18 protein-coding genes are annotated in these 23,826 nt (G+C 72.0%); 12 read left to right on the top strand and 6 right to left on the bottom strand.

Going from position 1 to position 23,826, the window contains the following annotated elements; genetic code table 11:
- The first annotated feature begins 59 nt into the window (after positions 1-59).
- The 3 genes from BM140_RS13095 (at position 60) to BM140_RS13085 (ending at position 2,574) form a co-directional block, all read left to right on the top strand.
- On the top strand, positions 60-1,034 hold the full coding sequence (locus tag BM140_RS13095) for an aliphatic sulfonate ABC transporter substrate-binding protein (protein WP_091946710.1): 975 nt from the start codon (positions 60-62) through the stop codon (positions 1,032-1,034).
- Positions 1,035-1,038: 4 nt separating this feature from the next.
- Positions 1,039-1,671, top strand: a complete 633-nt coding sequence (locus BM140_RS13090) for a LysE family translocator (RefSeq protein WP_091946707.1) — start codon at positions 1,039-1,041, stop codon at positions 1,669-1,671.
- Between the two features lie 66 nt (positions 1,672-1,737).
- Positions 1,738-2,574: an ABC transporter permease gene (locus tag BM140_RS13085; RefSeq protein WP_091946704.1), complete on the top strand. Its 837-nt coding sequence runs from the start codon at positions 1,738-1,740 to the stop codon at positions 2,572-2,574.
- 57 nt (positions 2,575-2,631) lie between these two features.
- Here BM140_RS13085 and BM140_RS13080 read toward each other — a convergent pair whose 3' ends face one another.
- Positions 2,632-4,629 (bottom strand): methyl-accepting chemotaxis protein, encoded by a 1,998-nt coding sequence (locus BM140_RS13080; protein ID WP_091946701.1) that lies wholly within the window; start codon positions 4,627-4,629, stop codon positions 2,632-2,634.
- A 202-nt stretch (positions 4,630-4,831) separates the two neighbouring features.
- Here BM140_RS13080 and BM140_RS13075 point away from each other — a divergent pair, with 202 nt between their 5' ends.
- From BM140_RS13075 to BM140_RS13050, 6 genes are all read left to right on the top strand, one after another.
- A complete protein-coding gene (locus BM140_RS13075; RefSeq protein ID WP_091946698.1) occupies positions 4,832-5,611 on the top strand; it encodes an ABC transporter ATP-binding protein in 780 nt (259 codons plus the stop codon).
- A gap of 64 nt (positions 5,612-5,675) precedes the next feature.
- Positions 5,676-6,185: an OsmC family protein gene (locus tag BM140_RS13070; RefSeq protein WP_091946695.1), complete on the top strand. Its 510-nt coding sequence runs from the start codon at positions 5,676-5,678 to the stop codon at positions 6,183-6,185.
- Between the two features lie 140 nt (positions 6,186-6,325).
- The gene (locus BM140_RS13065) at positions 6,326-7,015 is read left to right on the top strand and encodes a response regulator transcription factor (protein ID WP_091946692.1); all 690 of its coding nucleotides are present in this window, start codon (positions 6,326-6,328) and stop codon (positions 7,013-7,015) included.
- Entirely contained in the window at positions 7,012-8,430 is a 1,419-nt protein-coding gene (locus BM140_RS13060; RefSeq protein ID WP_091946689.1) for a sensor histidine kinase, read from the top strand. The genes BM140_RS13065 and BM140_RS13060 overlap by 4 nt, the downstream gene beginning before the upstream one ends.
- Before the next feature lie 213 nt (positions 8,431-8,643).
- Positions 8,644-8,982, top strand: a complete 339-nt coding sequence (locus BM140_RS13055) for a hypothetical protein (protein ID WP_091946687.1) — start codon at positions 8,644-8,646, stop codon at positions 8,980-8,982.
- Positions 8,979-10,451 (top strand): methyl-accepting chemotaxis protein, encoded by a 1,473-nt coding sequence (locus tag BM140_RS13050; RefSeq protein WP_091946683.1) that lies wholly within the window; start codon positions 8,979-8,981, stop codon positions 10,449-10,451. Before BM140_RS13055 ends, BM140_RS13050 begins: the two co-directional genes overlap by 4 nt.
- Before the next feature lie 94 nt (positions 10,452-10,545).
- Here the strand turns inward: BM140_RS13050 and BM140_RS13045 are convergent, their stop codons facing one another.
- Both BM140_RS13045 and BM140_RS13040 read right to left on the bottom strand, forming a co-directional pair.
- On the bottom strand, positions 10,546-11,034 hold the full coding sequence (locus BM140_RS13045) for a DUF302 domain-containing protein (protein WP_091946680.1): 489 nt from the start codon (positions 11,032-11,034) through the stop codon (positions 10,546-10,548).
- Between the two features lie 376 nt (positions 11,035-11,410).
- A complete protein-coding gene (locus tag BM140_RS13040) occupies positions 11,411-12,025 on the bottom strand; it encodes an alpha/beta fold hydrolase (protein WP_207549457.1) in 615 nt (204 codons plus the stop codon).
- Between the two features lie 158 nt (positions 12,026-12,183).
- Between BM140_RS13040 and BM140_RS13035 the strand changes: the two genes are divergently transcribed.
- Positions 12,184-13,146 (top strand): GlxA family transcriptional regulator, encoded by a 963-nt coding sequence (locus BM140_RS13035; protein WP_091946677.1) that lies wholly within the window; start codon positions 12,184-12,186, stop codon positions 13,144-13,146.
- A gap of 166 nt (positions 13,147-13,312) precedes the next feature.
- Positions 13,313-16,837 (top strand): AsmA family protein, encoded by a 3,525-nt coding sequence (locus BM140_RS13030; RefSeq protein WP_091947130.1) that lies wholly within the window; start codon positions 13,313-13,315, stop codon positions 16,835-16,837.
- On the opposite strand, the gene BM140_RS13025 is transcribed toward BM140_RS13030, so the two are convergent.
- The 3 genes from BM140_RS13025 to BM140_RS13015 all read right to left on the bottom strand — a co-directional run bounded on the left by BM140_RS13025 (position 16,815) and on the right by BM140_RS13015 (position 21,045).
- Complete coding sequence (locus tag BM140_RS13025; protein ID WP_091946674.1) at positions 16,815-17,702, bottom strand: 3'-5' exonuclease; 888 nt, start codon at positions 17,700-17,702, stop codon at positions 16,815-16,817. The two genes, BM140_RS13030 and BM140_RS13025, sit on opposite strands and share 23 nt — an antisense overlap.
- A gap of 47 nt (positions 17,703-17,749) precedes the next feature.
- On the bottom strand, positions 17,750-20,698 hold the full coding sequence (locus BM140_RS13020) for a bifunctional [glutamine synthetase] adenylyltransferase/[glutamine synthetase]-adenylyl-L-tyrosine phosphorylase (RefSeq protein WP_091946671.1): 2,949 nt from the start codon (positions 20,696-20,698) through the stop codon (positions 17,750-17,752).
- Between the two features lie 89 nt (positions 20,699-20,787).
- Entirely contained in the window at positions 20,788-21,045 is a 258-nt protein-coding gene (locus BM140_RS13015) for a hypothetical protein (RefSeq protein ID WP_091946668.1), read from the bottom strand.
- Positions 21,046-21,164: 119 nt separating this feature from the next.
- Here BM140_RS13015 and BM140_RS13010 point away from each other — a divergent pair, with 119 nt between their 5' ends.
- Positions 21,165-23,513 carry an ATP-dependent helicase gene (locus tag BM140_RS13010; RefSeq protein ID WP_244535417.1) on the top strand — a complete coding sequence of 783 codons (2,349 nt, stop codon included), beginning with the start codon at positions 21,165-21,167 and terminating at the stop codon, positions 23,511-23,513.
- Positions 23,514-23,826: the final 313 nt, after the last annotated feature.

Raw genomic sequence — 23,826 nt, 5'->3', positions numbered from 1 at the left:
TAGCCCTTCCTCTCGAGGCGCCTGCAGAAACCGCGCCTGACCGTCAGGGAGAGAGCCGCATGCTGCACCGCCGCACCCTTCTGTCCGCGCTCGCCGGCGCCCTCGGGATGACCTTGGCCGCACCGGCGGCCCGGGCGACGGACCCGGCGGAGATCCGGCTCGACTGGGCGACCTACAATCCGGTCAGCCTCGTCCTGAAGGAGAAGGGCTTTCTCGAGGAGGCTTTGAAGCCCCGCGGCATCAAGGTGCGCTGGACCCAGTCCCTCGGCTCCAACAAGGCGCTCGAATTCCTGAATGGCGGCGCCATCGATTTCGGCTCCTCGGCGGGGGCCGCCGCGCTGCTCGCGCGCATCAACGGCAACCCGATCAAGATCGTCTACGCCTTCTCGCGACCGGAATGGACCGCTCTCGTCACCCGCAAGGACACGGGGATTTCCAAGCCCGCCGACCTCAAGGGCAAGCGCGTGGCGGTGACCCGCGGCACCGATCCGCACATCTTCCTGATCCGTGCGCTCCAGGGCGCGGGCCTGACTGAGAAGGACGCCAAGCTCGTCCTGCTCCAGCACGCCGACGGGCGCACCGCGCTTGAGCGCGGCGATGTCGATGCCTGGGCCGGCCTCGACCCGATGATGGCGGCCTCGGAGATCGAGGGCGGCGCGGTGCTGTTCCACCGCGACGCGGCGGCCAACACCTGGGGCGTCCTCGACGTGCGCGAGGACTTCTTGAAGAACCACCCCGATCTGGTGAAGACGGTGATCGCCGCCTACGAACAGGCCCGCACCTACGCCATCGCCAATCCGGACGCGCTCAAGAGCGCGCTCGTCGCCGCGACGAAGCTGCCCGATGCCGTCATCGCCAAGCAGATCGAGCGCACGGACCTGAGCCAGCCGGCGGTCGGCCCGGCCCAGGCCGAGAGCATCAAGGCGGCGGGCGTGGCCCTGCAGCAGGCCGGCGTGATCCCGGCGGGCACCGACGTCGCGGCGGCGGTGGACGGGCTGATCGACCCGCAATTCAACCCCGCGCCGGGGCGCTGACGCCATGCCCGACGCCGGCCACCTGATCGCCTTCGCCCTGATCGCGCTCGGGATGGTGCTGACGCCGGGCCCGAACATGGTCTACCTCTTGTCCCGCACCCTGGTGCAGGGCCGGGCGGCCGGGTTGGTGTCCCTGCTCGGCGTCGCCGCGGGCTTCCTCGTCTATCTGCTTTGCGCGGCGCTCGGCCTCACCGCGCTCCTCGTGGCCGTGCCCTTGGCCTACGATGCGCTGCGGCTCGCGGGCGCGGCCTACCTCTTGTTCCTCGCGTGGCAGGCCGTGCGGCCGGGCGGCACCACGCCCTTCGCCCCGCGCCGGCTCGCGCCCGACGGGCCGGGCCGGCTGTTCGCGATGGGCCTGCTGACGAACCTGCTCAATCCGAAAGTCGCGGTGATGTATCTGTCGCTGCTGCCGCAATTCATCGATCCGGAGCGGGGCGGGGTGCTGGCGCAGTCCCTCACGCTCGGCCTCGTGCAGATCGCGGTGAGCCTCGCGGTGAACATGGGAATCGTGCTGGCGGCGGGCTCGGTCGCGGCCTTCCTCACCGGGCGTCCGCTCTGGCTCCTGGCGCAGCGCTGGCTGATGGGGACGGTGCTCGCCGGGTTGGCGCTCCGGATGGCGACCGACGCCCGGCGCTGAGCCGTTTCGCCGCTCGCCTCGGGTATGATAGCCCGCCCGGATGCCCGTTCCTCCCGACAGACTCGCATGAGCGGCCCCGCCATCACATCCGACATCGCCGCGCCCGTCGCGGCGCCGCGACGCTCCGCTTGGCTGGGCGGGGGAGGGCGGGCCGTGCTCGGGCTGCTCCTGCCGCTCGTGCTGGCCGGCGCCTGGGAGATCGCGGTGGCGAGCGGCCTCGCGACGGGGCGCCTGTTGCCGCCGCCGAGCCGGATCGGGGCCGCGCTCTGGTCGCTCGCGGCGTCCGGCGAGCTGTGGATGCATGTCGAGGCGACGCTGATCCGCGTCGGGCTCGGCTTCGCCTTCGGGGCCGGCACCGGCATCCTCGTCGGCGCGCTGACCGCGACCCTGCCCCCCTTGCGCTGGCTCATCGATCCGAGCCTCCAGGCGCTCCGCGCCGTGCCCTCGCTCGCCTGGGTGCCGCTGTTCATCCTGTGGTTCGGCATCCTCGAGACGCCGAAGGTGGCGCTGATCGCGGTGGGCGTGTTCTTCCCGGTCTATGTCGGCGTGGCGGGGGCCATCGCCTCGGTCGATCGCAAGCTCGTCGAGGTCGGGCGCATCTTCCGCCTGTCGCGCCTCGCGCTCGCCCGGCGCATCCTGCTCCCCGCCGTGCTCCCCGCGACGCTGACGGCGCTGCGCACCGGGCTCGGCCTCGGCTTCCTGTTCGTGGTCGCGGCCGAATTGATGGGCGCCTCCGAGGGGCTTGGCTACCTGCTGGTCGACGGCCAGCAATTCAGCAAGCCCGACCAGATCCTGGCGGCGATCATCAGCTTCGCCGTCGTCGGCAAGCTCGCCGACACGGCTCTGGTGGCGCTGACGAACCCTCTGGTGCGCTGGCAGGACACCGCGCGCGACAGCCTGTAACGAAAAACCCCCGGCCGATGACCGGGGGTGTTGTCGATGAGGACGAGAGGGCGCGGCCTACGCCGCCCGGATCGCTTCGAGGAAGCCGTCGACCTCGCGCTTCACGCTTAGGGACTGCATCGACAGATCGGCCGCCGCCGAGAGCACCTGGGAGGCGGCGTCTCCGGTCTGGGCCGAGGAGGTGCGCACCCGCCCGATATTCGCGCTCAAGTCCTGGGTGCCGCGGGCGGCGTCGGCGGCGCTGCGCGAGATCTCGTGGGTCGCGGTCGTCTGCTCGGCCACCGTGGCGCTGATCACCCCCGCGATCTCGTTGATCGAGGCGATGGTGCCGCCGATCTGCCGCATCGCCGCCGCCGCCTTGCCGGTGGCGGACTGGATCGCCGCGATCTGCCCGGAAATCTCGTCGGTCGCCCGCGCGGTCTGGCCGGCGAGTTCCTTCACCTCGGAGGCCACCACCGCGAAGCCGCGGCCGGCGTCGCCCGCGCGGGCCGCCTCGATCGTGGCGTTGAGGGCGAGCAGATTGGTCTGCGCGGCGATGCCGGAGATCAGGGTCACGGCATCGCCGATGCGGCTCGCCGCCGCATCGAGCTGCGTCATCGCCGCATCCGTCGCCTGCGCCTCGTGACGGGCGCCTTCGGCCACCGCGCTGGAGCGCAGCACCTGCCGCTCGATCTCCTGCAGGGAGGCGACCATCTCCTCGGCGGCGGCGGCGACCATCTGGACGTTGCCCGCGGTCTCGCCCGCCGCGCCGCTCGACGCGTCGGCTTGATGGCGGGTGGCGTCGGCGACGCTCGTCATCGAACGGGCGGTGGCGTCGAGTTCGGTCGCCGCCGCGGTGACGATGTCGAGGGAGCCGCTGATCGAGCGCTGGAATCCCTGGACCAGGGCATCGACGCGGTCGGCCCGGCGCTGGCGGGCCGATTGCTCGTCGACCTGGAGCGCCTCCAGTTCGATCCGGGCCAGCGCGTTCTGACGGAACACCTCGACCGCGCGGGCCATCTCGCCGATCTCGTCGGCGCCGCCGCGGCCCGGCACCGCGATCTGGGTCTCCCCCGCGGCGAGCCGGTTCATCGCCGCCGTCATGCCCGAGAGCGGGCGCACGATGCTGCGGGCGACGAGGACGGCGAGGCCGGCGCCCAGCGCCAGCACCAGGGCGATCAAGCCGAGCTGGACCGTCTCGGCGGTGTCGACGCTCGCCTGCGTCTCCGCGAAGATCGCGGCCATCTGGGCCTCGGCGATGCCGCGCGCCTGGAGGCCGACCGCCTTGATCCGGTCGGCCTTCGGCTTGACGCCGTCGGCGAACGCCACGCGGCCTTCCTCGATCGCGGCGGCGGCGGCCCGGAACGCGCTGTCGTAGGCGGCGAGCGCCCCCTCGGCCGCCTTCTGCGTCGCGGTGAACTGGCCGTCCGTGTCCGAGCTGCGCAAGACCTTCATGGCCGCCTGCGCCTTGACGACGTTGTCCGCGAAGGTCTTCGGGCCCTTCGGATCGAGGGTGGCGAGGAAGCGCCAGTTGGCCACCCGCACCAGCAGCACGGCGGCCTCCGCGGACTGCACCTGGGAGAGCTGAGACTGGCTGCCATCCAGGCGCACCTCGCGCACGAGGTCGCTGGTGAGCTTCGTCAGCTCGTCGCCGCCACTGAACAGCCGAGCCCGGGTCTCCGCGATGGTGATGCCGCTGCGGCCGAGACGGTCGAGGTCGCCCTTCATCTCCTCGGCCAGCCCGGTGATCTGGCCGTAGAGCTTGCGTCGTTCCTCGTTGTTCGTATTGGCCGCCGCCTCGCGGCTGAGCGTCACGAGTCCGGCGCGGGTCTTCTCCATGGCTTGGAGCGTCTCGGGCTTCGGATCGGCCCGGAAGTCGAGAGCCTCTCCGATGAAGCGGTCGGCCAGCCCGTTCACGGTGAACAGCTTGCGGGTGTTCTCCTCGATCCGTCCGCGGGCCTCGTATTGATCCACCACCCGGCCGAGCCCGTGATACGAAAACCCGCCCAGTACGGCTCCCATCAGCATGAGGCTGCCGAACCCAGCGTAGAGACGATGGCGAAGACCGAGCGTCATGTCAGGCGAACCGTCCTAGTCGAAGAACCTTGGTTAAGCTTTCGATAGTCACGCCCGGCATAACGGGCCGTTAAGAAGCCGATACGCTAAGGCGGATCACGGCGGATGTGATCGGCCCCGGCAGAGATGATCGGTCGGGCCGGAGACCGCATCGCAACGGCGGCCTTGCTCCCGGCGGCCTCCCGTGCATCGTCCTCCGGCCATGCTGAGCCTCCAGAGCCTGTCCAAGACCTATGCCGACGGCACCCGCGCCCTCGACGCCATCGATCTTTCCGTGCCGAATGCCGAGATCGTCGCGCTGATCGGCGGCTCGGGCTGCGGCAAGACCACGTTGCTGCGCCTCATCGCCGGGCTCGACCGGCCGAGCGCCGGCGCCATCGCCCTCGACGGCGAGCCGATCACCGGACCCCATCCCGGGGTCGGGCTGGTGTTTCAGGAGCCGCGGCTGCTGCCCTGGCTCGATGTGGCCGGCAATGTCGGCTTCGGGCTCGGTGAGTTGCCCCGGCGCGCGCGGGCCGAGCGCGTGGCCCACGCCCTGGAGCGGGTCGGGCTCGCCGAGCATGCCGGGCGCTGGCCGCGGGAATTGTCCGGCGGGCAGCAGCAGAGGGTCTCGATCGCCCGCGCCTTCGTGGCCAACCCGCGGGTGCTGCTCCTCGACGAGCCGTTCTCGGCGCTCGACGCCTTCACCCGCAAGGATCTCCACCGCCACCTGCTCGCCCTGTGGGAGGAGGTGCGTCCGACGGTGCTGATCGTCACCCACGATGTCGGCGAGGCGGTGGCGCTCGCGGACCGGGCCATCGTGATGCGGCCCAAGCCCGGCCGCCTCGACGAGAGCGTCGCCCTCGATCTCGCCCGCCCCCGCGAGCCGTCCGCGCCCACGAGCGAGGCCGCCACGCGGGCCATTCTAGGGGCGCTCGACCGCTCGCTGCGCCCGCGCGACGCCGCGCGCACGCCGGAACTGGCCGGCGGCTCCTCGTTCTGACCTGTCGCGTCCGCGCGAAAGCCGCTAAGCCCCTCGCATCAAGAATACCAAGAGGAAAAGCCCCATGGACGCCAACGCCCTGCGCGCACTCCAGGCCCCGCTGAAGGGCCAGTACCGCGAGAACCCGGATTCCGCCGTCATCACCCTCAAGGCCAGGGGCGCGCTGGACGACGCCAACATCGCCTGCAAGGTCGAGACCGGCCGCGCCCTGGCGGTGGCGGGCCTGCATCCGGCGACCGGCGGCTCGGGCGCGGAACTCTGCTCGGGCGACATGCTGCTCGAAGCGCTCGTGGCCTGCGCAGGCGTGACCGTGAAGGCGGTGGCCACCGCGCTCGAAATCCCGATCAAGGCCGGCACCGTCAGCGCCGAGGGCGACCTCGATTTCCGCGGCACACTCGGCGTCGACAAGGAGGCCCCGGTCGGCTTCCGGGCGATCCGCCTGAAGTTCGACCTCGACACCGACGCCCCGCAGGAGAAGCTCGACCAGCTCCTCAAGCTGACCGAGCGCTATTGCGTCGTGTTCCAGACCCTCAATCACAAGCCCGAGTTGACGGTCGGCGCCTCCCGCTCCTGAGCGCGTCACCTTACATCGGAAGGCGACGGACTGAGTATCCGTTGCCTTACGCCCGCGCGACTGCGCGGCGGCGGGCGTCCGCCGGACGCCCCGAACTCGACCCCCGGTCGGGTTCGGCGCCCATCATCGACCGAAGCCCCATGCGCCTGCTCATCATCGAGGACGACCGCGAGGCCGCCGCCTACCTCACCAAGGCCTTTCGCGAGGCCGGCCACAGCGTCGATCACGCGGGCGACGGCCTCGACGGCTACGCGCTCGCCCGCGAGGGCGCCTACGACGTGCTCATCGTCGACCGGATGCTGCCCAAGCTCGACGGGCTGTCCCTGGTGCGGTCGCTGCGCGAGCAGGCCATCGCCACGCCGGTGCTGATTCTCTCCGCCTTGGGCCAAGTCGATGATCGGGTGAAGGGCCTTCGTGCCGGGGGCGACGACTACCTCCCGAAACCCTATGCCTTCTCGGAGTTGCTCGCCCGCACCGAGGTGCTGGCGCGGCGCCAAGCCGGTCCCGCGGGGGCGGCCGAGCCCACCGCCTACCGGGTCGGCGACCTCGAACTCGACCGGCTGTCCCACCGGGTCAGCCGCGCGGGCCGCGAGATCCCGCTCCAACCCCGCGAGTTCCGCCTGCTCGAATACCTGATGCGCCATGCCGGCCAGGTCGTGACCCGGACGATGCTGCTCGAAAACGTCTGGGACTATCATTTCGACCCGCAGACGAACGTGATCGATGTTCACGTCTCCCGATTGCGGGGCAAGATCGACCGCGGGTTCGAGCGGCCGATGATCCACACCGTGCGCGGCGCGGGCTACGTGGTGCGGACGGAGGAGCCGTGACGGCTCCCGCCGAACCGGCGCGCGAGGGCCCCCTCGCGCGGCTCCAAAAGGTCTTCCGGACGACGGCGTTCAAGCTGTCGCTCGCCTATCTCGTGCTGTTCGCGCTGCTGGCGAGCGGCGGCCTCGGCTACGTCGCCTGGAACGCCCGGCGCGTGCTCGACGATCAGATCGTCTCGACCATCGAGGCCGAGATCAACGGGCTGTCGGAGCAGTACACCGCCGGGGGCCTGCGCCGCCTCATCGCCGTGGTGGAGCGCCGCGCCAAGGAGCCCGGCGCCTCGCTCTATCTCGTCACTACGCCGGCCGGCGAGCACATCGTCGGCAATGTCAGCCGCGTGCCCGTCGGCGTGCTCTCCTCGCCCGGCCAGTACGAGGGGCCCTACGGTCGCGGCTCGGAATCCGACCAAGCCGAGCACCGGGCGATCATGCGGGTCTACACGCTCGCCGGGGGCTTTCGCCTGCTGGTCGGCCGCGACACCGAGGAACGCGACCGCCTGCGCGACGCCATCGGCAACACCTTCGGGTCGTCGCTGGCCCTCGTGCTGGTGCTCGGCGTCGTCGGCGGCTGGTTCGTGGCGAGCCGGGTGCTCAAGCGCGTGGACGACATGACCGAGACCACCCGCTCCATCATGGCGGGCGACCTCGACGGGCGCCTCAAGGTCTCGGGCAGCGGCGACGAGCTGGACCGCCTCGCCCTGAACCTCAACCTGATGCTGGAGCGCATCGGCGAATTGATGCGCGGCATGCGCGAGGTCTCGGACAACATCGCCCACGACCTCAAGACCCCGCTCACCCGCCTGCGCAACCGCGCCGACGAGGCCCTCCGGACCGCGCAGACGCCGGACGACCTGCGGGCGGCGATCGAGGGAATCGTGGAGGACGGCGACGGGCTGATCCGGGTGTTCAACGCGCTCCTGACCATCGCCCGCCTCGAGGCCGGCAGCGCACCGGACACCACCGGAATCGACTTCGACGCGGGCGAGGTCGCGGGCGAGATGGCCGAACTCTACGAAGCGCTGGCCGAGGAGCGCGGCCTGCATCTCGGCTTCACGCGCGAGCCGAACCTGCCGCTGCGGGGCAACCGCGAACTGGTGGGTCAGGCGCTCGCCAACCTCATCGACAACGCCATCAAGTACGGCGCGGGGGGCGCGCCCGCGATCACGGTCGCGGCGCGGCGCGACGGGGACAGCGTGATCCTTCAGGTCGCCGACCACGGCCCCGGCGTACCGGAAGCCGAGCGGGCCCGCGTGCTCGACCGGTTCGTGCGCCTCGACGCCGCCCGCACCCGGCCCGGCTTCGGACTGGGGCTCAGCCTCGTCAATGCGGTGGCGCGCCTCCACGGCGGCAGCCTGAGCCTCGGCGACAACGCGCCGGGATTGATCGTCACCCTGACACTGCCCGCCGCGAAAAATTGACGGCGGGGCCGGAGCGCTTTCCCCGGGGCCTGAGCTTCGAAGATCTGCACGCCATCTTCGGGGCATTCGGCCGGACCAAGTGGATTAGGCCGGAAGACCGTCCGGCGTCGGACAGTGCGGTAACGAGGTTTTAAGGGGACGAGCGAATAAAATATCCCATGTTGTGATTCCGGCGGAACTTTTTCCGCCCTGCCTCCGACAGGAGCCGCGGCCATGTCCGCACCCGTCGCATCCCCCGCACCCGCGTCCTGGCCGCTGCCGGCCGCGCTGCTCGCCGCGAGCCTGACGGCCTCGGTGTGGTTCGGCCTTCCGGCGGCCTCCGCGGGCGAGCCGGTCGCGGCGCTGTTTCCGCCCTGGTGGAGCCCGGCCGAAAGGCTGGCGGCCGCGGTGGCGGCGGGCGGCGCGGTGCTGCGGACCGCCCCCTCCGGCCTCGTCGTCGCGCAATCCTCCGCGCCGGGCTTCGAGGCCCGCCTCCATGCGGCGGGCGCCTGGCTCCTGTTCGATCCGAGAGGCCTCGGCCTCTGCACCTCCCCCGGAAGACGCCAACCATGACGACCGCTTCCTCGCGCGATCTCGACAGCCTGCGCCGCGCGGCGAGCCGGGGCCTGATCGCCCTGATCTGGCTCCACGTGCCGCTGATCGCCGGCATCGCCCTCTGGCGCGGCGGCGCGGCCATGGCCGAGGGGCTGACGGCGCTCGGCCTCGCCGCGGCGGCGACCGCGACGTGGCGGATGCGGGGCGAGGTGCTCGCCACCCGGCTGACGGTCGCGGTCGCGCTCGTCGGCATGGTCGCCCTTCTGCTCCAGGCGATGGCCGGACATCCCTGGCAGCTCGACCTGCACATGTACTTCTTCGCGGCCTTGGCGGTGCTGTCGGTCTATTGCGACTGGCGCGTGCTCATCGCCGCCGCCGGGGCCACCGCCCTGCACCATCTGGCGCTGAACCTCCTGCTGCCGGCGGCGGTCTATCCCGACGGGGCCGATCTCGGCCGCGTGGTGCTGCACGCCGTCATCGTCGTGCTGGAGACGGCGGTGCTGGCCTGGCTCGCCGCCCAGCTCGTCGGGCTGTTCGCTCTTTCGGCCCGCTCCATCGCCGCCGCCGACGCGGCGCGCGCCGCCGAGACCGAAGCCCATGCCCGCGAGATCGCGGGCGAGACCGAGGCCCGCGCCGCCCGCCGCCGCACCGCCGACGAGCTGGCCGAGCGCTTCGAGGGCAGCGTCGATCACCTCGTCCGGCAGGCCGCCGAGACCGCCGCCCGGGTGCGGCACGCCTCCCAGGACCTCTCGAACGCGGCGAGCGACACGGCGCAGCGCACGGCCGCCCTCTCGGCCGCCTCGCAGGAGACCGCCGACGACGTGCGCAGCGTCGCCGCCGCCGCCGGCACGCTCTCGAGCTCGGTGCGGGAGATCGGCGGCCACATGGCCCAGGCCGCCGAGATCGCCGACCGGGCGACCGGCGAGGCGGGCCAGACCGACCGGACCGTGCGCTCGCTGGCGGAGGCGGCGCAGCGCATCGAGCAGATCGTGACGCTGATCGGCACCATCGCCGAGCAGACCAACCTGCTGGCGCTGAACGCCACCATCGAGGCCTCCCGCGCGGGCGCGGCGGGCCGCGGCTTCGCCGTGGTGGCGGGCGAGGTCAAGGCGCTGGCCGAGAAGACCGCCCGCGCCACCCAGGACATCGAGGCGCAGATCCGCGCGATCCAGGACCAGACCGATCAGGCGGTGGCCGCCATCGCCCGGATCGGCGGCACCATCGGCGAACTCGACGTCATCACCCGCTCGGTCGCCGACGCGGTCGAGGGCCAGGGCGCGGCGACCCGCGCCATCGCCGAGAACGCCGAGCGCGCCGCCCGCCGCAGCGGCGAGGTCTTTTCCACCCTCGACGGCCTGACCCGCTCCGCCGACCTCACCGGCACCGCCGCGGCCTCCGGCCTCGACGCCTCCTCCCGGCTGGCCGGCGAATGCGAGACCCTGGCCGACACGGTCCGCCGCTTCGTGGCGACCCTGCGGGCGGCGTGAGGATCACCACGCCCGGCGATCCGACCCTGCGGAGGCTTGGTGCGACCCGTGGCAGGCCCTGGAAGGGCCCGTTTCGAGCCGTTCGGGATGCGGATCAGCCGGCGGCGTCCGTGAGGACCGTACGAAGCCGATCGTCGAGATCCCGGGCGACGTCATCGACCTCCGGCTGCCCGAACTGCCCGAAGGTGGTGGCCGGGCGGTCGTATTCGAACGCGACGCCGCCCGCTTCGTCCTCGCGCAGCAGCACCCGGATCGGCGCGTAGAGGGCGGCCGAGAGGACGTGCCGGGTCATCCGCGCCGCCGTCAGCGGGTTGCCGATATCGTACTGGACGGCCTTGCGGGTCAGCCCGGCGGTGAGCAGGAGGCCGCCATGGTCGCGGGCACCGAAGATCGAGAGCGGGGCTTGGCCTTCGAGGAGATCGCGCGCCGCGTCCACCTTCCCGTCCCGCAGGAGCGCGGCATAGGCGTGGTCGAGGGGCGGCACCGCGGCTTCCAAGGCGGAACGCACCGCCTCGAAGGACTTTTGCGAGCGAAGCGTCACGTGCTCGACCGTGATGTGGGTCGAGGTCGTCTGTGCGGACATGGGGCAACCTCGCTTCGGCGGGGGAGGGGATGCGGGGCAGGGCGGGACGGCCGCCCATGCAGCGGCGTGGCCGTCAGCCGACGGCGGAGAGCTTGGGCTTCACCGTGCGTGCGAGGATGATGTCGGCCCAGGCCTGGGGACGCTCCAGGGCGCTGAAATGGCCGGTGCGATCCAGGGTCATGACCTCCGGTGACGGGAGGGCGGCCTCGACACCCGCGCGGTCCCGCAGGTCGGCCCAATCCTTGTCGCCCCAGACGAGCGTGACCGGCGCGGTGATCCGGCGATAGCGGGCCCGGGCGGCGACGAAGCTCGGGAGCGCCTTGAGCAGCGTCCGCGCCGCCTTGGCGTAGCCGGCACGACCACCGACCCGGGCGTACTAGTCGAGCAAGTCGGCGGGCAGGCTGCGCGGATCGTGAAAACCCCCGCTCATGATGCCGCCGGTGATGGCCCGGTTCTCCAGGGCCGCGAAGACCGGGCCGATCACGGGTGCCCGCACGCTCTTGATGATGAGGGAGGCGAGCAGGTTCGACCGCTCCAGGCCCGGCAGGTAGTCGTAGGTGTTGAAGGCGAAGACCCGCTCCACCCCCTCGCCCAGTTCGGCGGCGAGCGAGAGCGACAGCGTCGCCCCGATCGATTCGCCCGCGAGGATCGGTCGCTCGATGCCGAGGGTGGCGATGAACGCCCTCAGGGCGGCCCGCAGGGTGGGCTCGTCCTTCGGGGCGCCCGGCTTCAGGTCCGACCAGCCGAAGCCGGGGAGATCGAGGGCGTAGACCGTGAAGTGCGGTGCCAGCAGCGGGATCACGCGCTGGAACAGGTCGAGCTGCGTGCGAACCGTATGGATCAGGACGAGGTTCGGCCCGCTTCCCGCCCGGACGTAGCGGATGCGGGTCCCGTCCGGCAGGGTCGTGGCGGCGATCTCGCCGGAGCCGAGCCAGCGGCGGGTGTAATCCCGGGCTTCCGGGCCGAGGGGGGTGATGCTGGGAGCGGTCATGGGGGCGGTCATGGGGGCGGTCATCGGGGGAGGGTCCTGGGCAAGGAATCCGGCGCGAGGTGATGCCCACGCCTGTCGTGATCGAACCTAGACGCGTCCCGTCATGTCCCATATGTCGAATATCCGACCTTTTCGGACATTCCTCTCGCGGGGCCGCCATGCCGTCGATCGGTGTCGTCCTGTTTCCCGGCTTTCAGGTGATGAACCTCGCCCCCCTGACGGCGTTCGAGTTCGCCAATCTGGAACTCGGCCGGGACTTCTACGACGTGACGTTCCTGTCCGAGGGGGGCGGCCCGATCCGAAGCTCCATCGGGATGGTCATCGAGACCGAGCCCTTTTCGGGCCGGCGCTTCGACACGGTCCTGGTGGTGGGGTCGATCACGGTGGAGGCCTCGCCCCCCGGCCTGATCGAGCGGTTGCGCGAGACGGGCGCCAGCGCGCGCCGCGTCGCCGCGACCTGCACCGGGGCGTTCCTGCTGGCCGAGGCGGGCCTGCTCGACGGAAGGAGGGCGGCGACCCACTGGGCCCATGCGCGGGAGCTGCAGCGGCTCTACCCATCGATCAAGGTCGATGACGACCGCATCTTCGTCTGCGACGGCAACGTCTGGACCTCGGCCGGCATGACCGCCGGGATCGACCTGACGCTGGCCTTGGTCGAGGACGATCTCGGCCCCGAGACGGCGAAGGGCATCGCCCGGAAGCTCGTCGTCTATCACCGCAGGACGGGCGGCCAGTCTCAGTTCTCCGCCCTGCTGGAGCTTCAGCCGCGGTCCGACCGGGTCCAGAAGGTTCTGGCCTATGCGCGGCACAACCTGCGCAACGAACTCTCCGTCGAGGAGCTGGCCGAGGCCGCCCGGCTCAGCCCGCGCCAGTTCAGCCGCATCTTCCGGGAGGAGACCGGCCAGTCGCCGGCGAAGGCGGTCGAGAACCTGCGCCTCGACGCCGCCCGGACAATGCTGGAGGACGGGCGGCATTCGCTGGACACCGTGGCGCGGGAGACGGGCTTCGCCGACCGGGAGCGGATGCGGCGGGCCTTTCTCCGGGCGTTCGGCCAGCCGCCGCAGGTCATCAAGCGGAACGTGCGCCACCATGCGGCAACCGAGCCGGAGGCCGCCCTTTGAGCCGGTGCGACCAGGCCGCCCGGGACCTTCAAGTTCAAGACCGTCACGCTCAAGATTCGATCCCGGCGCCGCCTGTGCTATGGCCGCCGGAGGGGTTGTCCCGTCGCGCGGCGGCGGTGCGTCCCGAAGGGGTGCGCCGGTGCCCCGCGAGGCGAAAGCGAATTCGGTGCGTGACCTCCTGACCGCGCTCGCAGGCGCCGTCGTGCTGATCCTCGTGGCGGCGCTCACTGTCCCGCCCTTCATCGACTGGTCGGGCCAGCGCGCGCTGATCGACCGGGCGATCACCCAATCCCTCGGCACCCCGGCCCGCAGCGAGGGCGCGGTCGATCTGCGGCTCCTGCCCTCGCCGCACCTGCGCCTCGACCGGTTGATCCTCGGCGCGGAGGACGGGCCGGCGCTCGACGCCCATACGGTCGATGCCGAGATCGCCCTCGCGCCGCTGCTGAAAGGCGAGGTGCGCTTCACCGGCACCGTGATCGAGCGCGCCCGCGTGACCGTTCCGGTGGCGCAGGACGCGCTGCTGCTGCCGCGCTCGGGCGAGGGCCCGCGCCGGGACGTGGTGATCGAGGCGCTGAGCGTGCGCCGCCTCTCCGTGGCGACCGTCCATGACGGCGCCGCGCCGAACGAGCTGTTTTCGGCCGACGACGTGCGGCTGAAGGCCCCTGCGCTGGCCGGGCCCTGGCTCGCGGAGGGAATGGTGGCCGGGAGCCCGTTCCACCTCGCCACCGGCACGATGAGCGCCGACGGCGCGCTCGCCCTCAAGCTGACCGGCGGCGGCGATGCGCTGCCCCGGCTGGAGGCCGATGCCCGGCTCGCGTTCAAACCGGAATCCGTCGAATCCCGCCGCGGGCTGGTGCCCGAGGCGGAGGGATCGGCCAAGCTCACCGTCGGCCCGCCGGTCCAGCCGGCGGGCGATTCCCTGCCGCTGACGCTCGCGGCCAAGTTCGAGGCGCGCGGCACGACCGTGAATGCCAAAAGCGTCGAACTCGAACTCGATCCCGGCGGAAAGGCGGTGCGCCTGTCGGGCACCGGCCGGATCGACCTGCGGGCGCCCCGCGCCGGGCTGGAGCTGCGCACCCGCCGCCTCGACCTCGACGGCCTGCTGCTGACGCCGGGCGGGCGGGCGCTGATGTCGCGGGGCGCCGCCGGCCTCGCCCCCTCGCTGCCGATGCTGCTCGACCTCGACCTCAAGGCCGAGAGCGTGGCGCTCGGCCTCGACGACTGGTCGGACGTGGCCTTCCGCGGCACCTTCGACCGCTCCGGCGGGCTGGTCCTGCGCCGGTTCTCCGGGCAGGCCCCAGGCGCGTCCACCGTCGCGGCGACCGGCGAGATCGATCTCTCGGCCGCCGCCCGCTTCAACGGGCATATCGAGGTCGCGGCGCGCAATTCCGAAGGGCTCGGGCGCTATCTCGGACGCCTGGGCGCCGAGGAGGCGGTGGCCGCGCTCCTCGACGGCCGTGCGCTCGATCTCGGCGCGGACGTGTCCTCCACCGCCGCCGACCTGTCCCTGCGCAACCTGCGCCTCACGTTGGGGTCCCTGCGGGTCACCGGCAACGCCGCCTATACCCGTCCGCAATCGGGGCACCGCGGGCGGCTGGAGGCGCAGATTGCGGCCAACGGCATCGACATCGCCGAACTGCCCCCTACCGGCCGCCTGATGGAGGGGCTCGACCGGCACGATCTCGGCCTGACCTTGAGCGCCCGCGACGTACGCTACGGCGGCTCGACCGGAGGCGGCGCCATCACGGTGCGGCTCCAATCGGACGGGGCGAGCCTCGTCGTCGACAGCCTCGACATCGAGAACCTCGCCGGCGCCAGCGCCCGCCTCGCCGGGCGGATCGCCCCGGACGGATCGGGCCGGATCGAGGGCCGGGTCTCGGCGCCGAAGGCCGCCCCGCTGCTGGCGCTGCTGGAGCGCGGCTACCTCGCGGAGGCGCGGCTGGTGCCGCGCGCTTTCCGCGAAGCCGGTCTCGACCTCGCCGTCACTCTGGAGCGCGAAGCCGGCGAGGCCGACGCGCTGCGGGCGCATGCAAGCGGCAAGGCGGGCGGCGGCGAAGTCGATCTCTCGGCGCTCACCCGCGCCGGCCGGATCGACGACCTCGCGGCGACCCTCGACGTGGCCCGCGCCGGCCTGTGGTTCGGCCGCGACGACCTCGCCGCATTCCGCCAACCCGCCCGCCTGCGCCTGACCGGTACGCGCACGTCCGAGGCGGCGACGGCCGGGCGCGGCGTTCCGCCCCTCGCCGTCACGGCGGAGGGCAGCTTTCCCGGCCTGACGCTCGCCACGCGCAAGCCGATCCTGCTCGACGCCGCCGACCGGCCACCGCTCGGCGGCGAGATCGGCATCGCGGGCGCCGATCTCGGCCCCGCCCTGGCGCTCGCCGGCACAGCCGTCCCCACCCCGTTGCCGGCCGCGCTGACGCTCGCCCTGTCGCGACGCGGCGAGGCTCCGCATCTCGACCTGTCGGGAAAAGCCGGCGGCACCGATCTCACCGCGAGCCTGGATCGCGGCCTCGACGGCGCGTGGTCCGGCACCGCCTCCCTCGGGCAGCTCGGGCTTCCGGCGCTGAGCGCGGCGCTGATCCTGCCGACGGAGGCCCACGGCACCCGCTTCGCCCCGGCGCCGAGCCTGCCGCTGGGGAGCCTCGACCTCCGGGTCGGCCGGCTCGATCTCGGCCGCGGCTTCACCGCCGAGGCCGCGACCTTCCGGCTCCAGCGCGAGGGCGACGCCCTCAGGATCGCCGACCTGACGGCCGGCCTCGGCGGGGGGCGGATCGGCGCCAGCCTGACGCTGTCGCGACCGGCCGGGGGGGCTGCCGTCGCGGGCGAGGCACGGCTTCAGGACGTGAGCCTGCCGCGTCTCCTCAATGGCGGGCGCCTCGCCGCGACCGTTTCGGGGGCCTTGCGCTTCAGCGCCTCGGGGCCGAGCCCGGCCGCGCTCGCCGACGACCTCTCGGGCAACGGCGACGTCCGCCTATCGGACATCCGCCTGCCCGAGGCCGATCCCGCCGCCCTCGACCGGGCGCTCGTCCGCGCGCTCGCCGAGGACGACCCCCTGCGCGACGGGCGGCCCCAGGCCCTGGTCTCGGAAGAATTCGCCGCCGGTCCCCTCGTCGCGAAGGGGCCCGTGAGCGCCGCCGTGACGCTGGTCGGCGGCGTGCTCCGCTCCGCCCCGTTCACCCTCGATCTCGGCCCCGGCCGCTGGACCGGCACGGTCGCGGTCGATCTGCGGCAGGGGAGCCTCGACGCCCGCGGGACGCTGACGAGTACGACCGCGCCGAAGGGCTGGTCCGGCGCGCCGCCCGCCGTGCAGTTGGGCTTTTCCGGCTCGCTGGCCTCGCCCGAGCGCCGGGTCGACGCCGCGCCGCTGACGACCGGGCTCGCCGCCCTGGTGCTGCAGCGGGAACTCGAGAAGATCGAACTGTTCGACGCCGATCAGGCCGAGCGCCAGCGGCGCCGCGCCCGCATCGAGATGGACCGCGCCCGCGCCGCCGTGGAGGAGGCCGCGCGCCAGGCCCGGATCAAGGCGCAGCAGGCCGCCGAGGAGGCTGCACGGGAGGCGGCAAAGGAAGCCGCCAAGCGCCAGCGCGAGGCGGACGAGGCGGCCCGACGCGCCCGCCAGGAGGCGGAGCCGGCGCCCTCATCGGAGGCGCCCGCGCCCCTCGATATCACGCCGCCGCCGCGCCCTTGACCCGCACCGGTCCCACCGTGGCCTCGCCGATGCGCAGGCGCAGGCGTTCCACGTCGTCGGGATTGTTGGAGATCAGGTCGGTGATGTCGCCGTCCACCAGCGCATCGACGTGGCGGCAGCGGCGGCGGTGGGTGCCGGCCGGGCAGGAGCAGCGCAGATACGGCCCGCCGGTATTTTCCTCCAGCACGACGACGTAGCGGTTGCCGGTGCTGCCGCGCAGGGAGAAGCGCAGTTCCACCGGGGCCGCGGCGACGCCCGCCACGCGGAGCGCGCGGGCCGAGGTGGAGCGCACGAGGTCGCGGCGCGGGGCGTCGACCGCGCGGATCGGCGTCAGCCCGAGGCCGCGGACGAGATCGGGCACGTCGCGGGCGCCGGTCTCGCGCACGGCGGCGAGCGCGATCTCGGCGCAGGCATAGGCGTCCTCGCCCGCATCGTGGTGCTCGAAGCGGATGCCGAGGCGCCCCGCCACCTTCGACAGCCCGCAGCCCGCCGGATCGGGGAAGATGCGACGGGCGATCTGGAGGGTGCAGTGACCGGTGAGCTGGGGAACCGACTCGCCGTAGGCCCCGAGCGAGGCGGCGAGCACGCCCATGTCGAAGCCGGCATTGTGGGCGAGCACGATGCCCTTCGCGAGATCGGGCAGGAACGGCGCCATCGCCTCGGGAAAGGTCGGGGCCTCGCGCACGTCGGCGGGCAGGATGCCGTGGATGCGGATGTTGCCCGGCGAGAACCGCATCTGCGGCGGTCGGATCAGCCGCGATTCCCGCCGTACGACGCGGCCCCCCTCGATCCAGGCGAGCCCGACCGCGCAGGCGCTGTCGCGCCGCTCGTTGGCGGTCTCGAAATCGATCGCGACGACGCTCATCGGGGGAGATTAGGAGGTGGGGTGGGGTGCCGGCAAGGCGACATCCTTTACCCCGCCTGACCGAGCCGCCGGTCGAAGATCGCCCGCACCGCGCGGCGCTCGGCCTCCAGCTGCGCGGCGAGCGCCTTGGCGTCGGGGAGGTTGGCCGCGCGGGCGAGGCGCGCCATCGCGACGGCCGAGGCCTCGGTCGGGTCGCCCTCGACCATCAGGCGCTGCCACTGATGCACGTCGTCGAGGAGGCGGTAGGCTTGCGCCAGCCGCTCCGCCTCGTCGCCGTCGAGGAGGCGGACTTCCGCCGCGCGGGCGAACAGGGCCGGGGCGTCGAGGCCGACGAGATCGGGATGCTCGTGGGCATGGGCCAGCACGAGGGCCTGACCCAGGAAATCGAGATCGAGCAGGCCGCCGGGGGCGAGCTTGAGGTCGAGGGGGCCGTGATCGCCCTTCTCGCGCTCGACGGTGGCGCGCATGTCGCGCACGGCGGCGTAGACGGCCTTGGCCTCGCGGGGTCGGCGCAGGGCCACTTCGATCACGCCCGAGACCTCCTCCGCGAGGCTCGCATCGCCCGCGATGACGCGCGCGCGGGTCAGCGCCATGTGCTCCCACAACTCGGCTTCCTCGCTCTGGTAGCTTCGGAAGCTGCGGAACTGCGTCGCGGTCGCGCCCTGGCCGCCGCCGGGGCGCAGGCGCAAGTCCACCTCGTAGAGCAGGCCCCGCCGGGTCGGCGCCGTGAGCGCGGCGACGAGGCGCTGGGTCAGCCGGTTATAGGCCACCGCCGCGTCGAGCCGCTTCGGGCCGGCGCTGGTGCGGTCCTCCGGGTCGAAATCGTAGAGCACGACGAGGTCGAGATCGGATTCCGCCGTGAGCTGGCGGCTGCCGAGGCGGCCGAAGCCGATGACGACGAGGCGTCCCCCCGGCACCGCCCCGTGTTCGGCAAAGAATTTTTGGCTGACGGCCTCGAGCGCGGTCGTCACCGCTGCGTCGGCGATGGCGGAAAAGGCTTCGCCTGCGCCCTTGGGCGTGAGGATGCCGGACAGGAGCCGCGCGCCCGCGACGAAACGCAGTTGGCGGGCCGCATCGCGGCTGCGGTCCAGAAAGATTTCGTGCTCGGCAGGCTGGCCGAGCGAGGCGCGGTAATGGGCGGCGATCCCCGCGGGATCGATGACCGGATCGCCGAAATCCGGGTCGATCACCGCGTCGAGCACGTGCGGGCTGAAGGCGACGGTGCCGGCGAGCCGCGGCGCGCTCCCCAGCAGGTCGGCGAAGAGCAGGCGCAGGCGCTCGTGCTCGCGCAGGATGGTGAGCAGTTCGACCGCCGCCGGCATCCGGCCGAAGGCGCGATCGAGGTTGGCCAAAGCCGCGTCCGGGTCGGGCGTGCCGGCGAGCGCCTTGAGGAGCGCGGGCACGAGTTCGGTCAGCACCTCGCGGGCGCGCGGCGAGCGCACGGCGGCGCGGCGGCCGAAATGCCAGCCGCGCACGGTCTCGGCCACGGTCTCCGGCTCGCGGAAGCCGAGGCTGCGCAGGGTCGCCAGCGTCGCCGGATCGTCGGCGGCGCCGCTGAAGACGAGATCGCCGACCTCCGAGGAGAGATCGGGGCCGGCCTCGAACAGCAGGGCATAATGCGCCTGCACCCGCCGGGCGTGGTGGAGCAGGGCCGCCTCGAAGGCCGGCCGGTCGGAAAAACCGGCGAAACGGGCGAAGGCGTCGAGCTCGGCCCCATCGGTCGGCAGGCGCTGGGTCTGCTCGTCGCGCACCATCTGCAGGCGGTGCTCGATGGTGCGCAGGAAAGCGTAAGCTTGCGCCAGCTCGTCGCGGGCTTGCCCAGAGATCCAGCCGTCCTCGTGGAGGCGACCCAGCATCGGCACGGTCGAGCGCCCGCGCAGGGTGGGGCGGCGTCCGCCGAAGACGAGTTGCTGGGTTTGGACGAAGAACTCGATCTCGCGGATGCCGCCGCGGCCGAGCTTGATGTCGTGGCCGGCGACGGCGAGCGCCTCGTGGCCGCGCACGGCGTGGATCTGGCGCTTCATCGCGTGGACGTCGGCGATGGCCGCGAAATCGAAATACTTGCGCCAGACGAAGGGCGTGAGCTCGGCCAGGAATCGCTCCCCGGCCGGGATGTCTCCGGCGATGGGCCGGGCCTTGATGAAGGCGGCGCGCTCCCAGTTCTGCCCGGTCGTCTCGTAATAGACGTAGGCCGAGGCGAGGCTGAGCGCGGTGGGCGTCGAGCCGGGATCGGGCCGCAGGCGGTAATCGACCCGGTGGACATAGCCGTCGCGGGTGCGCTCCTGCAGCAGCTTTGCCGCCCCTTGAGCGAGGCGGGTGAAGAACGGCGTCGGCTCCAGGCCCTCCTTGAGGGGGGCGGCCTCGGGATCGAAGAAGACGATCAGGTCGATGTCGCTCGAATAGTTCAGCTCGCGCCCGCCGAGCTTGCCCAGCCCCAGCACCACGAGACCGGAGCCGGCTTGCGGATTCTCACGGTCGGGCGGGAGGAAGCGGCCGGCAGCCGCGGCCTGAAGCAGCATCGCGTCGAAGGCCGCGCAGACGGAGGCGTCGGCGAAATCGGAGAGCGCCGCCGTCACCCGCTCCAGCGGCCAGACGCCGCCGATATCGGCGAGCGCCACGAGAAGCGCGTGCTCGGCCCGATTCCGGCGCAGCGTCTTGCCGAGAGCATCGAGATCGGGGGCGGTGCGTCCGGCCGCGCGCTGGTCGGCGAGGATGCGTGCATCCGACGCTTCGGGCGATTCGCCGAGCAGGCGCGCGAGCCGATCGGGCTCTCGGGCGGCGAGCGACCAGAGGAAGGGCGAGTGGTCGGCGAGCGCCAGGAGCAGGCTGCGGGCTGGCCCCTCGCGCAAGGCGGTCGGAAGGGCATCAGCGATCTCGGCGAAGCGCTCTTCCGCGCGGGGCCCGTCCGACAGCGGCGGGGGCGGGCCGAGGCGTTCGGCCAGCGGCCCGTCGCTGCCGCCTGCTTGAGCATCCTGCCCGTTCGTTCGCCTGTTCATGCCGGTCCGCAGCGTTCGCAGCGCCGCCCGTACCGCGGCGCTGCCACTGAAACGCGCAATCGGGGCGCCTTCAAGGGGCGCGTCGTGCCTCAGCGCCGGATGTAGCCGGGGCCGCTCGGCGGCGGCTGGTTGAGCGGGGCGCGCTGGATCTGGTTGCGGATCGCGCTGTTCTCTAGCGTCTGGCGCTGCTGGAAGTTGCGGTTCTGGTTCTGAACCTCGAAATTCTGGTTCATGCGGCTGGTGCCGCTGTTGCCGCCCTGTCCGAGGACCTGGGCTTCGGCCGCCGTGAAGCCGGCGAGCAACGTGAAAACGGCAACGCTGATTGTCGAAAGGTGCCGGGCGCTCATGGCCTCGCTGTTCCTTTGAGGAGGTGAGGGGGGTGTCTCGAGGGAGTGACGCCCGAGGGCGGGGGCCGGTTCCGGGGCGGGTCTCGACGGCGTTCGCCTTTTGGTCCAGGGATGCGGGCATGATGGAAGACCGTGACACCGGGCCGAGCGCGCCCGCTTCGATCGCCGCCCGCGCGATGGCGGCCCTGCGGCCCGAGAGCGCGTCCTACCTGTCGGGCCTCAACCCGGAGCAGCGCCGCGCCGTGGAGGCCACCGAAGGTCCCGTTCTCGTGCTGGCGGGCGCGGGCACCGGCAAGACCCGCGTGCTGACGACCCGCATCGCCCACCTGATCGCGACGGGCAAGGCGCGGCCCTACGACATCCTGTCGGTGACCTTCACCAACAAGGCCGCCCGCGAGATGAAGCACCGCATCGGTGCGTTGATCGGGCCGGCCGGCGAGGGGATGCCGTGGCTCGGCACCTTCCACGCCATCGGCACCAAGATCCTGCGACGCCATGCCGAGCTGGTCGGGCTGAAATCCGACTTCACGATCCTGGGCACCGACGACCAGATCCGGCTGATGAAGCAGGTCATCGCCGACCAGAACATCGACGAGAAGCGCTGGCCGGCTCGCGCGCTCGCCCACACCATCGACGGGTGGAAGAACCGCGGCCTTTCGCCCGAGCAGGTGCCGCCGGGCGAGGCGCAGGCCTTCGCCTTCGGCAAGGGCGGCGCGCTCTACACCGCCTATCAGGCCCGGCTCGCGACGCTGAACGCCGTCGATTTCGGCGACCTCTTGTTGCTCTGCCTCAAGCTGTGGCGCGAGAATCCGGACATTCTCCGCAACTACCAAGATCGATTCAAATACATTTTGGTCGATGAGTATCAGGACACCAACGTCGCGCAATACCTCTGGCTGAGGTTGCTCGCGCAACTTCGAAAAAACGTCGCCTGCGTCGGCGACGACGACCAGTCGATCTATGGCTGGCGCGGCGCCGAGGTCGACAACATCCTGCGCTTCGAGCACGACTTTCCCGGCGCCACCGTGGTCCGCTTGGAGCGCAACTACCGCTCGACCGGCCACATCCTGGCCGCCGCCTCCGGGCTGATCGCCAAGAACGAGGGGCGGCTCGGCAAGACGCTTCGCACCGAGGACGAGGCGGGCGAACCCGTCACCGTCTCCGGCGCCTGGGATTCGGAGGAAGAGGCACGCCAGATCGCCGAGGCGATCGAGTCGCTCCAGCGCAGGCAGCACCCGCTTTCCGAGATCGCGGTGCTGGTGCGCATCTCGGCGCAGATGCGCGAGATCGAGGACCGCTTCGTGCAGGTGGGCCTGCCCTACCGGGTGATCGGCGGCCCGCGCTTCTACGAGCGGGCCGAGATTCGCGACGCGCTGGCCTATCTGCGCGTCACCATGAACGGGGCCGACGACCTCGCCTTCGAGCGCATCTTCAACACCCCGAAGCGGGGCCTCGGCGACGCGACGCTCCAGACCCTCCACGCTTTCGCCCGCGCCGACCGGATTCCCCTGCTCGCGGCGGCGGGACGGCTGATCGAGACCGACGAGTTGAAGCCCCGCGCCCGCTCGATGCTGCGGGGTCTCGTCGAGAGCTTTTCGCGATGGGCCCGGCTGATCGAGTCGAAGCCCCATCCGGAGGTGGCGCAGACCATCCTGGAAGAGTCCGGCTACACCGAGATGTGGCAGAAGGACCGCTCGGCCGACGCCGCCGGGCGGCTGGAAAACCTCAAGGAATTCGTCCGCTCCATGGAGGAATTCCCGGACATGGCGGGCTTCCTCGAACACGTCTCGCTGGTAATGGAAGCCTCCGAGGCCGAGGGAGCAGATCGCGTCTCGCTGATGACTTTGCACGCCGCCAAGGGTCTGGAATTCGACACCGTGTTCCTGCCCGGCTGGGAGGACGGCCTGTTTCCCAACCAGCGTGCCATCGACGAGAGCGGGCGCGCCGGCTTGGAGGAGGAGCGGCGGCTCGCCCATGTCGGCCTGACGCGGGCCCGCAAGCGCGCGAAGCTATCGTTCGCGGTCAACCGGCGCATCCACGGGCTCTGGTCCTCGACCATCCCCTCGCGCTTCATCGACGAATTGCCGCCCCAGGCCGTCGACGTGATCGAGGCGCCCGCCCACTTCTCGGCCGGCGCCTCGCGGTTCGACCGCAACCCGGCCCCGTTCGGCTCCTCCTACGCCACGCCCGGCTGGCAACGGGCGCAGGCCAACACCTCCGGCAACTTTTCGGGAAATCTGGGAAGCGGGAATCGCGGCGGCGGGCGCTCCGGCGGCCCGCGGCAGATCGAAGGTGAGTTGGTGGCCAAATCCACCGCCACCGTCTCGGCCTTCACCAACGGGGCGCGGGTCTTCCACACCAAGTTCGGCCCCGGCACGGTCGCCGGCATCGACGGCAACAAGCTCACCGTTGACTTCGACAAGGCCGGTCGGAAGATGGTTCTCGAGAGTTTCCTCCAGCCCGGATGAAGCCTCCGGCCAGTGGCTTTGCCCCTGGCGTGCCGCTCGCCCGAGGAGGGCGACGCCCGCGATGACGATGCCTGGATCGTCCCGATCCGCCGGCTCCGGTCCGAAAAGGGCCGCGTCATCGCTTCTTCGCCCACCCGTCACGCCATCGTCGCCCGCGGCTGAAAAGCTTCGCGGGAGGAGCGGCGTGACCTCCAAGACGCATCCACAACGATTCATCGCGGGCGTGGAACCGACTCGGCAGGGTTGGCTTTGCTCTTGCAATCGCAGGGGCGGCCCTGGCCGCGATGCTGTACAATCTTCAGGGGGTTTTAGG

This window comes from Methylorubrum salsuginis, from assembly GCF_900114375.1.
Classification (GTDB): Bacteria; Pseudomonadota; Alphaproteobacteria; order Rhizobiales; family Beijerinckiaceae; genus Methylobacterium; species Methylobacterium salsuginis.
The sequence above is the reverse complement of the archived record's forward strand: the minus strand, read 5'-3'. Positions and strand labels throughout refer to the sequence as shown.